Genomic DNA, 12,180 nt, shown 5'->3' on the forward strand with positions numbered 1-12,180 from the left:
ATCACATTATGTGATGATTGTCCGTTTAACTATAGAATTAGAATTTGAAAATAGTTATCGTCTTTTGTAATTGGAATACAGCATTTTTCATCGCTTCTGTATCTTCGGCCATTTGCTGAATAGAAGTAATCTGTTCATTCATGGATGCGGACACTTCTTCAGTACCTGCAGCTGACTGCTCAGTGATGGCAGATATATTCTGGATTGACGAAGAAATGCCATGAGCAGCTACCAACATGGCTTCGCTTTCCTTGGTGAATTCAGCAATTTGCTCGCTGATATATTGTACACTTTGGACAATCTGTTGAAAAATTTCTTCCGATTCCTTGATCATCTCGCTTTGCTGGCGAACTACTTCTTCATTAATCTTGATGTTCAACCCAGCTTGCTTTACATCATTGTCGATACTGCGGACTAGATTGAAAACTTCTTTCGTAGCAGAGGTAGACTCCTCTGCCAGTTTGCGAACTTCTTGTGCAACTACCGCAAAGCCGGCCCCATGCTCACCAGCTCTGGCAGCTTCGATGGATGCGTTTAGAGATAGTAGGTTCGTCTGTTCGGCAATCTCTGAGATTGTCGCAGTAATTTTAGTAATACCCTTTGCGTTTATGGCGAGTGTTGCGATGGAACTGGATACCTTCTCCGTAGCTTCAATATTCCTCTGCATACCTTCAGCTTGCAGGGACACGGATTCACGGCCCTTTTCTACTAGCTTAAGTGTATCAATAGAACGATGGTTCATTTCTTGCGTAGAGTTCGTATAATTCGTTACTTTCTCTTCAATATCGCGGATAGAATCGGTCATACCGCTAACATCTTCGGAGATTTCATTGGAACCAAGCGCCAATTCATTTGACGATATGGCAACTTGTGTCATAACACCGATTAGATTCTGATTCTTCTCAGATATACCACGGCTAGAATCCATAACTTTGCGGGTAATATCAGATGTTTCTTGTAGAATCTTACGCAGCTTGTCCACCATACTGTTGAAGGAGAGGGTAAGGCTGTCCATATTATTAGACTCTGCGATTTTGCTTGTGAAATCACCTTTTGCAATTTTAGCGGAAGCATTGGAAATTTCGGTAAAAGTATCCGTTAATGCTGTTTTGAAATAATTGGAAATAGGGTAGGTAAGCGCTGCCAATAAAACGATAAGTATTATTCCGATTAGGGCTTTACCTGCGAGAATAAATGCTATCAGCGTAGGTATTGCAAATAACGCAGCAATTAGGTAACAGGCAGTTGTGATCTTCTGAGAAAAGGGTAGTTTGTTAAACCATGACATAGGTATTATGACCTCCCTGAGATATTGGATATGTATACCATGATTATAGCATTGAGAGACAAAAGGGGATACACTGTTTTTTTGTAATAAGTATTTATACCTAATAAGAACGATTTTGGACTAGTAAATGCTCCTCTTAAAAATTAAAATATATGTGAAATATATAAAAAACACGAAAACTATGGAAGGAGAAAATAATTATGCCTATAGGAAAGCTGCATGTCAAAGGTACAGGACTGTATGATGAGCAAGGCGAAAGGGTACAATTGCGGGGGATTAGCTCACATGGACTTCAATGGTATCCTCATTACGTTAACAAGGACACGATCCAGTGGTTGCGTGATGATTGGAATATCAACGTGTACAGGGTTGCGATGTATACAGGGGAGAACGGATATATCGAGCATCCAGAGCTTAAGAACAAGGTTAAAGAAGCTGTGGAGGCTTCAATTGAACTTGGGCTATATGTAATCATTGACTGGCACATTCTATCAGACAATGATCCCAACTTACATAAAGAAGAAGCCATGGTCTTTTTCGCCGAGATGGCCCAATCGTACGCAGGATATCCAAACATCATATACGAAATTTGTAACGAGCCTAATGGAGTCAACGTGACTTGGAATGATGTGATTAGGCCCTATGCAGAGGAACTCATTTCGGTTATTAGGCAGTACGATAAAGACAACGTAATACTGGTAGGTACTGGCACATGGAGTCAAGATGTTCATCATGCAGCGGATCATCCATTCGCGCAGGATAATATAATGTATGTCGCTCACTTTTACGCTGGAACCCATGGTCAGGAGCTCCGCGATAAGATCAAGTATGCGCTTGATAAGGGGGCAGCGATTTTTGTAAGTGAATGGGGCACTACACTAGCATCCGGTGATGGAGGAGTATTTACGCAAGAGTCTGATGTGTGGCTGAACTTTCTAAATGAGAAGGGGATTAGTTGGATCAATTGGAATCTGTCCGACCGTATTGAGGATTCGGCAGTATTATTGCCTGGAGCTGCATCACAAGGGAACTGGAGTGATCAAGATCTGACACCATCTGGTAAATATGTACGATCCAAGCTTCGTGAGAGCATGTAACAGAAACGCTATCATTACTAAATGAAAGGTTTGATAATTATATATAGTTCATATGGAACCCTCTGTACGGAAGTTTACGAACTTAGTAAACCAGTCGGTTATTCTACTGGCGATGTCGAATATTACAAAGAGAGACTGACTGGACGTGAGGGAAAGACGCTTGAGGTAGGATGTGGTACTGGTAGAGTGCTGGTGCCATTATTGGAATCTGGGATTGCAATCGAAGGAATTGATTATTCTGATGCCATGCTTGAATCTTGTCGTAATCAGTGCCATGAACGAGGATTATCCACCGTATTATATCATGGCAATATGCAGGATTTTTCACTCGATGAAATGTACGCTGACATTATTATTCCGGCGGGATCTTTTCAATTAATAGAAAACAGAAGGGAAGCCGTTCAAGCTCTACAAAATTTTTATAACCATTTACAATTTGGTGGACGGTTAACGCTTGATTTATTTCTTGATGTCGAGCTTGAGGTAGGAAAGGTGTCTATGCGGACATGGGAAATTCCGCCTCGTGAGGTCATTACGTTAGAGAGTCGACTCATTGAACTAGATTTTCTTAAGCAAAGAACAGTCTCTCTATTGAAATACGAGAAATGGAGCGAGGGGAATCTACTTCAGTCGGAGTTACAGAGGTTTCCACTTTGCTGGTACGGAATTCACGAATTTAAACTACTTCTTGAAAGTATTGGATACACAGAGGTCTCTATCAGCGCAGATTATTCATATGGAACTGCCCCAACGCATGCCGGTGGGATCATGACTTTTGAAGCAACAAAACGATAATCGGAATTATCGAAGAGTGGTATGTTCAGCATGATCTGAACTAACACAGGGAACCCCAGTTCCACTACCATCGATCGGTAGGGACTGGGGTTCCCTGTGTTAAGAAGTATATTTACAATTTAGTCGTTGAGAGTTAACCGAGCACAACATGGACGTTATGAGTTCCGCCGTCACCAACAGGAGTAATAATGTTGCCTTCTACCAATACCCCGTCTATTGTAATACTCTTTATACCTTTAGATACATGATCAGGATTACTTACCTTGATCACGTAAGCATCGCCACGGAATACACGAGTAATTTCAACCCCATCCCACGCAGTAGGGATACATGGATCCACTTTAAGACCAGCAAAGTCTGCTTGCACCCCAAGAATGGATTGAGTAATGGCGACATAGTTCCAAGCGGCGGTACCTGTCAGCCATGAATTCTTCGCTTCCCCATGATTAACAGCATCTTTACCTGCGATCATTTGCGAGTAGACGTAAGGCTCTGTCCGGTGAATTTCACTGATATCTTCCAAATAAGCAGGAGCGATTTTAGCATAGATATCAAAAGCTCTATCCCCATGTCCAAGCACAGTTTCCGCGATCATGATCCATGGGTTATTGTGGCAGAAGATACCTGCATTCTCTTTGTATCCTGGTGGATACGTCGAAATTTCCCCAAGGTTTAAATAATATTTCGAATAAGGAGGCTGTTGCAGTACGATACCGTATTTTGTATCAAGATGCTCTTCCACTGCAGTGAGTGCCTTTTGGGCTTCTCCGTTCTCCACGCCGATACCAGCCATAACACAAATACCTTGCGGTTCGATGAAGATTTGACCTTCTTCGTTTTCTTTGCTACCGATCTTATCGCCGTAATGATCATAGGCACGTAGGAACCAGTCTCCATCGAAACCATGTGTCAGTGTGATATCACGCATGTTGTCAATCTTATCTTCCGCATCAGTAGCAACATCATCAAGTCCACGCATCCGGCAAATTTCAGCATAGTCTGGGCCAACGAAGACAAACAGTCCTGCAATAAAGACAGACTCTGCCACACGACCTTCAATGTTTGCAGTTGTTTGGAAAGACTCTCCCGGTTCTTTGGAGAAGCAGTTCAGGTTCAGACAGTCATTCCAATCTGCCCGACCAATCAATGGCAAACCATGAGGTCCCAGGTTGTTAGTCACATGTTCAAATGAGCGCTTCAAATGTTCGAACAGGGTAGCCGTGTTATCTGGATTACTGTCGAACGGTACCTGTTCATCTAGAATGCTGGTATCACCTGTTTCTTTAATATAAGCAGATGTACCAAGGATGAGCCAGAGCGGATCATCGTTAAATCCGGTTCCGACTTCATTATTACCCTTTTTCGTTAGCGGTTGATACTGGTGATAGGCACTACCGTCTTCGAACTGTGTTGCGGCGATGTCAAGAATACGTTCTTTCGCACGCTCTGGAATTTGATGTACGAATCCAAGCAGATCTTGATTGGAATCTCGGAAGCCCATACCGCGCCCAATACCGGACTCGAAGTAAGAAGCTGAACGAGACATATTGAAAGTGACCATGCATTGATACGGATTCCAGATATTGACCATCCGATTCAGCTTGTCATCTCCACTTTGAATCTGATACTTGGATAGGAGGTTATCCCAGTGAGCCGCTAGATCGGCGAGGGCAGCATCAACTTGGTCGTCAGTAGCGAACTTCTCAATCATCGCTAATGCTGGTTTCTTGTTGACAACGTTAAGGGATTCCCATTTGTCATCTTCTTCGTTCTCGATATAGCCAAGTACAAATATGAAACTTTGTTCTTCACCCGGTTCCAGCGTAATGTTCAGGGCGTGAGAGCCAATAGGGGACCATCCGCTAGCTACAGAATTGGTTGCTTCTCCGGCAGCTACAGCTTGTGGGTTGTCGAGTCCATTGTACATACCGACGAATGATTCACGGTCAGTATCAAAACCGTTGATAGGTTTGTTTACGGAATAAAAAGCATAATGATTTCTACGTTCGCGATATTCTGTTTTGTGATAAATAACGGAATCCTTCACTTCAACTTCCCCAGTGCTGAGATTGCGTTGGAAGTTGGTCATATCATCTTGCGCGTTCCACAGGCAGAACTCGGCAAAAGAGAAGAGTTTTACTGATTTCGATTCACTTCCAGTATTTTTAACGACGAGACGATGAACTTCTGCATTATGGCCAAGTGGCACGAAGGCCAATTGATTCACGGAAATCCCATTCCGTTCGCCAGTAATGGAGGTATATCCAAGACCATGACGACATTCGTAGAAATCGAGATCCCGTTTAACTGGCATCCAGCCAGGGGTCCAGAAATCACCATTATCATAGAGATAGTAGTAACGACCGCCTGAATCTAAAGGAATATTATTATAGCGGTAACGTGTCAATCTGCGAAGTCGTGCATCTCTGTAGAAAGTGTACCCACCGGCCGTATTGGAGATCAGACCGAAAAATTGCTCGTTACCTAAATAGTTAATCCAAGGGTAAGGTGTCTTAGGGGTGTTAATAACATACTCTTTGCGAACGTCATCAAATGTACCAAATTTCATGGATAATAACTCTCCTTCCGTTTGTGAACGCGCGTTTATTTTGTTGCGAAAAATATACCTCTAACGAGGGGCCCGCATATTATATGGCGGGCGGCTTACAGGAATCCCTAACCACGAGACGAGTTGGAAAGCTAGCAGTACTGAAGGCAGGCTGTCCAGACTGACATAGCTCAATGATTTTCTCGACCGCTGCTTTGGACATGTCATCAATTGGCAGTCGTACTGTGGTTAATTTCGGGCTGACATGAGAAGCAAGCAGTGCATCATCGAACCCAACGATGGAAATATCATCTGGAACGTGAACCCCATGTTCCATCAAGGCTTCCATAGCCGATACAGCCATCGCATCATTTGAACAGAATAGAGCAGTTGGTAATTTCCCTGATTGCAGTAGATTCAAGACTTCACGATAAGCGCTTTCTTTCAGAAAGTCGCCAGCTAGAACGAAGTTATCCTGAATAGCGAGCCCGTGCTTCTTCATAGTGCTCTCATAAGCTAAATAACGCTCGCGCCCTGAGAATGTGCTCATTCGTCCCTTGATGATACCAATTTCGCGGTGACCTAGCTTGATCAAATACTCGATGGCTTCGACAGTACCCTCGTAGTCCCTGGAGTTAATGATCGACAAATGATTCTTATCGAGACGCTCCGCTATGATCTCGGTTATGTCATAGTCGATAAGTACCAATGGAGCGCCATGTCCCACCATATCAGACACGAAATTGATGTCTTTCTGCGTACCAACTAGAATGCCTCCGTCAATTCGCTTCTGCAGAAAGGCCTGCTTTACCTTTTGGAAATCACCCGGTGAATAAATCGTATGAATCAGTACGTAGAACCCTTGGGCGTTCGCTGTATCGACGACGAGGTCGACAATAGGGGCGAAATAGCTGTTCTGGTAAATCCGGCTTGCGTCTGCATTTTCATTCATACTGATGGCGAACAAACCAATGGTGTCTGTACTTTTACCCGCTAACGCTCTAGCGAAGCTATTCGGTTCGTAATGGTGTTGCTCAATAACCTTGAGTACCTTATCCCGGGTAGCTGCTGGAACATTAGGGTAGTTGTTGATAACGCGGGATACCGTACTACGGGACACCCCGGCTAACTTAGCAATATCTTCGCTGCGCATGGTAGTCCTTCTTTCTATAAACGCGCGTTTATACCAGTATAATAGATGATGTAGTTCAATAAATCAATAACAGATTTTCAGGGGAAAATAAATTATCCCAAAGCCAACTTTGGCTTTGGGATAGAAGGGATATATAAGATATTATTTCATATTCTCCAAATATCGCTGTGTGAATAGGAGGACATTATCCATTTTCTTCGGATCTACACGAACCGTGATGATCATGTTCTTATTGTTGATTGGAAGTTGGCTAGATAGAGTGCTGTTTGATACATCCACACCATAAACATGATCCGAAGTGTCATCTTCTGTACGAGCTATAATCGCTGCGCCAGGAGGTAATAGCGGCTTTAGGACGCCTTCGGCTTCAACGTCGAGATGCTGTAAGGCACCGCTGTTGCTTAGCCATTCAAAGGATGGCTTGTCCATAATATAGATATCTGGTTTCTCGGTAGCCAACATAGCCATTGCTTTCTGTTGAAAGGCTAAGTCAGACTGACCGCCACTTTCACTAGAGGGAAGGTAGGTCAGCGTAACCTCTACCCGCTTGAATTCGGGGAATTGCGTTAGGAAAGCTTGCTCAAGTTCCTCCGTTTTCCCACTTGAATCATTCGTCATATAGTTGCCAACATAAAGTATGGACAAATCGACCGGAGGAAGCGCCGCAAGTCTTTTTTGTTCTTCTCGGTGATCAATGAATGCATTTATTCCAAAAATAAGAACGATAATTGCTACTAGGCTAATGATGACACGAGCTTTATATATCCGGAAGAAATCATCTACTTTCTCAGCAGGACCAGCAAATTTACCCCATTTTCGATAACGCTCTCGATTCTTATCCTCTATGATTAATCGATCCTCATATTCAACAATTTGTTTATAGGCTTTGAGTTTTATGCTGTATTCACTTTCTTCTCCATCTTTCAAATTCGTCGTAGATTGGCGGTTTTTAGTTTTTCTTAATTCGATTTCAAAGGCCTTCTCCACATCTGCTCTGGAAGCGTTCTCGGGAAGTCCCAGGGTTTCGTATGCCTGTTTCAAATTATCCATTATTATTCTCCTCTAGGTTCATTTCAGTATGTAATTTTATTATATAGAAAGTATTGCTTACATTCATTATACTGTGTAATTAGTAGTAAAGGAAATTTGTAATAAAAAGATAGAAAGGGGGCCAAGGGGCACAAAGCCCCCTGGTGATTAGGATTCTATCCTGGTTATTTTGTTCGGCGCATGAAGAGGGTCACGTCCTTCCAATATCCAGAATCTAACGGGCTGATTTGGACTCCTGGATCTCCCCAAGTATGGATAAAATTTCCGTCGCCGATATAGATTCCGACATGACCTGGTATTTTGTCACTTTCGAATCGACCTTTAACTGTGAAGAAGATAAGATCTCCCGGAACTAGTTCGCTTCGATTTACTGGGGTACCTTCTTTGGCCTGTTCTCTCGCAAGTCTTGGGAGACTGCTGCCAAAGCGCTTGAACACATGTTGGGTGAAAGAGGAGCAATCAAATGTTTTAGATTTTTCATAAGGATCCGCTCCAAATTCATAGGGAACCCCCATAAATTTTTTGGCGTAAGTAACAAGTTCATTCCGGTTCTCAGCAATACCTAGAATACCGTATTTTTGCTCTGTTTGCTGTGGGGTATCTTCTACTTTACTGTAATTATTGATTGGTAAGATCTGTAGTGAGTTTGTCCAGGAATCGACCCGAACCTGGGTTTGGAGTAGCTCAGATAGTGATTTCGCGGTGAGGTATACCTGACCATTCTGCACTATTGGGGCTTGAGATAATGTGATAGTGCGTCCATTAGAAATGGCGGAATTTTGACCGGGTTGTACCTGAAACATAACATCCGAAAACCCTATTTTTATCGAGTCTTTAGTTTCTTTCTGCCGGAGTCCCAAACTCTCGACTACTTGCTGAAGGGGAATCCAGGCCGTGTGACCGGTATTGGTCAGAATTTCAGTTGGAATCACGGTAATGGGCTTCTTATTTGTCGATTGGATACTCGGTTCATAAGGATCACGAGAATGGTCACGAATATCATACTGAGATTGAGATGACTGATTACTGCAGGCCACCAAAGCTATGAGTAGCGCTCCAGTTAACAAACGGGGAAATAACAATCTAATTCCTGAGCTATGCATTCTAAGCTTGCACTCCATTCTAAGAGGTTTAGTTACGGCCTAGAAAAACCGCATTATTTGAAGTATGCAAAACTTGCTGATTTTTATGTATGGGGAGCAAATATAATCGCTTTATCCGCAGGAACTCCCTTCGGCAAAGGCGGTAAAAGGAGTATGCAGCATGAGAGGCATCGTAAAAATGAGGCTTTTTAACAAACGTCGAAAAACTTCTCAACAGCGTAGGCATTTGACGATTGCAACTTTAGAAGGTGTTCCTTCAGTTATCTTTCAAACATTGCTCGGGGGACAATTTCTTACAGGATTTTTACTGTATTTAGGAGCTAACTCAGAGCAAATAGGTTTTGTGCTAGCGATCACAACATTTGTGAATATAGCTCAGCTAGCCGTTGCGTTTCTCATTCAGAGACTGAATAGCCGAAAATGGCCGCTCGTCTTTTTTGTTGGAATGCATAGGTTATTGTGGGGATTTACAGGACTAGTCCCTTTTCTTTTCTCGCAGGATAAGTGGGTACAAGCGTTTATTGTTTTTTATGTCGCAGCGTTTCTGTTCAATACAGTGGGAGCGGTGCTCTGGAACTCAACGATCAGTGATATGGTCCCACCTAAGGTTAGGGGGCGATATTTCGGAATTAGGAATACGATGCTTAACGCTCTCGGTACGTTGTTCATGTTCTTGGGGGGAATGATTCTAGATCATTATCCCGGTAGTCAAGGATTTCTGTATCTGTATATAATTATTTGGATTTGCATCACAGCGAATATCATTGTGTTCTTCTTCTATCCGGATATCCCATTTGAGCGTTCGACTGAGAGTAAATTTATACCCATGCTTAAGAAGCCACTTCGTGACTCGTCTTTTATGAAGCCGACGTTGTTTCTAGCTAGTTTTCTATTTCTACAAAATTTGGTTGTTCCTTTATATTCTTATGTCATGCTGGAACTGCTACATATTAACTATCAGACGATCTCATTGATCAATGTGACGCAGACGGTGTTTATGATGGCAAGTTTTTATGTGTGGGGTAACCTCAATGCTAGATATAGCAACAGGCGACTGTTGTTCTGGACACTACCCGTGATTGCGACTTCTATCTTATTATGGGGAACGTTATCGATATTTCCGTTACTTCCGATACTATTTACAGCTCAGATGATATTTGGAGTGGGTGTTGGCGGGTTTAACCAGCTTGCCTTTAATTTTATGATCGGTGACACACCAAAATCGGAGAGGCCGATGTATACGGCGATGTATTCTGCTATAACTGGGGTTGCTTCCTTCTTCGGACCTTTAATAGGTGGTAAGGTATATGGATGGATTGATCATTGGCCAAATTGGACTCAAATATATGGAATGCAGCTAGTGGTTGGTATTATTATGATTCTATTAATGATGAGTTTGGGACGACGTATTTTGCGTGATGCATGAGATTGTTATATGTAAAGTAAGGTGAATTAAGAGATTGCCTATTACTCTAAGTGAGTGATATGGTACTTATTAAGCAACTATTGAAGGGAGAGTTTAGTTAGATGACAGACAATAAGGCTTATCAAGGATCTTTTCAAGGGGAGCAAGCAGTATGGTTACAATTTGGAAAATATGAAGCAGCTATTTTACCCGAAATCGGTGGGAATTTGATTGCATTTCGTGATCTTGAAAGCGGTTATAATTTTCTTCGTGAACCGGCAGAAGGCCAGATTGAAGACTTTAAGAGCAACCCTGGAATTTATGGTATTCCGGTGCTGTTCCCACCGAATCGCTATGAAGATGGAAAATTTCCATGGCGCGGTGAAGTGTATCAACTGCCAGTGAACGAGGAAGCTACGGGGAATCATTTACACGGCTTTCTACATACAACACCTTGGCTAGTAGAGGACTTCGGGACAACTCCATTTGAAAGTTATGTTACCGTCAAAGCTGTAGTAGATGAGAAACATGAATCTTTTAAATATCTGCCATTCAAGTTTACGATAAGATTGAAATACACACTCAGTGAGAACGGACTATCGCAGCATTTGTTTGTGCGTAATGAAGGTACGAATGAGATGCCTTGCTTACTAGCCTTCCATACTGCTATAAATGCACCTTTCGCACCAAATGGGGTGGCAGGAGACTATCTAGTGAAGGCGACCATTGGAGAGCGTTGGGAGTTAAATGAGCGCATGTTACCGACAGGTAAATTCCAGCCTTTGAGTGAAGAGGAGAAGGCGCTCCAAGGTGAAGGTGTGAATCCATTCTTTGCTCCATTGGATAATCATTATACGGTGGCACCACAGAACGGTAGAAATCTGATGGAATTACGAGATACAAAACATGGAGTAACTCTTGTCTATGACGTGGGTACTTCTTATAAGCAATGGATGATCTGGAACAATGGGGCGACGGAAGGCTTCTTCTGTCCTGAACCACAAATCAATTTGGTGAACGCACCAAAGGTGGATCTTCCAGCTGATGAGATCGGGTTGTTCAGTTTGGCTCCAGGCGAAATATGGGAAGAAACAGCTCGTATATATGTAAAATAGGGGAATTGCATTCATAATATAGCGGATATACAGAAACAGCAGCCTAGGAAGTCGATTGACTTCCCGGGCTGCTGTTTCTTTCCCGAAAAATTAAGCTGGAGTGTGGGATTAATGAATCCTAGATGCTAAAGCTCGATCGGTCCCTGGAAGTAGTCGTTTGACTCCCTCGATGTTGCGTCTGGAGACGTTAATTGTCTTAATCCCGTGGTACTCATCTCTAAACAGTAGAACATTGTCTTGAACAGCATGAACCTTAAATAAATTGACATAACAGTTCGTGCTAATTCGGTAAAACGAGGAGTCAGAGATTAGTTTGGATGTTTGTTCGGCGGATAATCTCTTTTTTAAACTATAATTCCTGCCATGAAAGCAAACAAGTCCACGAACCCCAATCTTGAAGAAATACGTATCATGTGGATCGAGATCCTCATAAACGTTTTGCTCCTCTACTACGGTATTCATCATTCCAAAATCCCCCTTCAGATGATTAATGGAAGCGCTTGCAGTATACCATATTTTTGATTGCTTGGGTAGGGGTTTGTTAAAAATTTAAATTTATTTGTAAATAGACAAGCTGGACTTTTGAGTGAAAATAGAGAAAAATAGAAGGACGAAACACCATAACA

9 protein-coding genes and 1 pseudogene are annotated in these 12,180 nt (G+C 42.5%); 4 read left to right on the plus strand and 6 right to left on the minus strand.

Translation table 11 applies throughout. The features are described 5' to 3' along the window. Positions 1–37: 37 nt before the first annotated feature. Positions 38–1,288, minus strand: a complete 1,251-nt coding sequence (locus NST85_RS11495; protein WP_341189371.1) for a methyl-accepting chemotaxis protein — start codon at positions 1,286–1,288, stop codon at positions 38–40. 209 nt (positions 1,289–1,497) lie between these two features. Here NST85_RS11495 and NST85_RS11500 point away from each other — a divergent pair. Beyond that, a pseudogene (locus tag NST85_RS11500) lies at positions 1,498–2,376 on the plus strand (glycoside hydrolase family 5 protein); the annotation flags it as partial. Between the two features lie 48 nt (positions 2,377–2,424). After that, positions 2,425–3,180: a class I SAM-dependent methyltransferase gene (locus NST85_RS11505; RefSeq protein WP_127191943.1), complete on the plus strand. Its 756-nt coding sequence runs from the start codon at positions 2,425–2,427 to the stop codon at positions 3,178–3,180. Between the two features lie 133 nt (positions 3,181–3,313). Here the strand turns inward: NST85_RS11505 and NST85_RS11510 are convergent, their stop codons facing one another. The 4 genes from NST85_RS11510 to NST85_RS11525 all read right to left on the minus strand — a co-directional run bounded on the left by NST85_RS11510 (position 3,314) and on the right by NST85_RS11525 (position 9,034). Next, the gene (locus NST85_RS11510) at positions 3,314–5,749 is read right to left on the minus strand and encodes a GH36-type glycosyl hydrolase domain-containing protein (RefSeq protein WP_341189372.1); all 2,436 of its coding nucleotides are present in this window, start codon (positions 5,747–5,749) and stop codon (positions 3,314–3,316) included. A gap of 79 nt (positions 5,750–5,828) precedes the next feature. After that, the gene (locus NST85_RS11515) at positions 5,829–6,881 is read right to left on the minus strand and encodes a LacI family DNA-binding transcriptional regulator (protein WP_341189373.1); all 1,053 of its coding nucleotides are present in this window, start codon (positions 6,879–6,881) and stop codon (positions 5,829–5,831) included. A gap of 141 nt (positions 6,882–7,022) precedes the next feature. Beyond that, positions 7,023–7,931, minus strand: a complete 909-nt coding sequence (locus NST85_RS11520; protein ID WP_341189374.1) for a molecular chaperone DnaJ — start codon at positions 7,929–7,931, stop codon at positions 7,023–7,025. 164 nt (positions 7,932–8,095) lie between these two features. Further along, on the minus strand, positions 8,096–9,034 hold the full coding sequence (locus tag NST85_RS11525; RefSeq protein ID WP_127191863.1) for a C40 family peptidase: 939 nt from the start codon (positions 9,032–9,034) through the stop codon (positions 8,096–8,098). Positions 9,035–9,194: 160 nt separating this feature from the next. On the opposite strand from NST85_RS11525, the gene NST85_RS11530 reads away from it, so the two are divergent. Next, the gene (locus NST85_RS11530) at positions 9,195–10,460 is read left to right on the plus strand and encodes an MFS transporter (protein WP_341189375.1); all 1,266 of its coding nucleotides are present in this window, start codon (positions 9,195–9,197) and stop codon (positions 10,458–10,460) included. Positions 10,461–10,561: 101 nt separating this feature from the next. Then, entirely contained in the window at positions 10,562–11,554 is a 993-nt protein-coding gene (locus NST85_RS11535) for an aldose 1-epimerase (RefSeq protein ID WP_127191861.1), read from the plus strand. Positions 11,555–11,662: 108 nt separating this feature from the next. On the opposite strand, the gene NST85_RS11540 is transcribed toward NST85_RS11535, so the two are convergent. Beyond that, positions 11,663–12,019: a LytTR family transcriptional regulator DNA-binding domain-containing protein gene (locus tag NST85_RS11540; protein WP_307392963.1), complete on the minus strand. Its 357-nt coding sequence runs from the start codon at positions 12,017–12,019 to the stop codon at positions 11,663–11,665. Between the last annotated feature and the right edge of the window lie 161 nt (positions 12,020–12,180).

This window comes from Paenibacillus sp. FSL K6-2524 (assembly GCF_038005525.1).
Taxonomy (GTDB): domain Bacteria; phylum Bacillota; class Bacilli; order Paenibacillales; family Paenibacillaceae; genus Fontibacillus; species Fontibacillus anaericanus.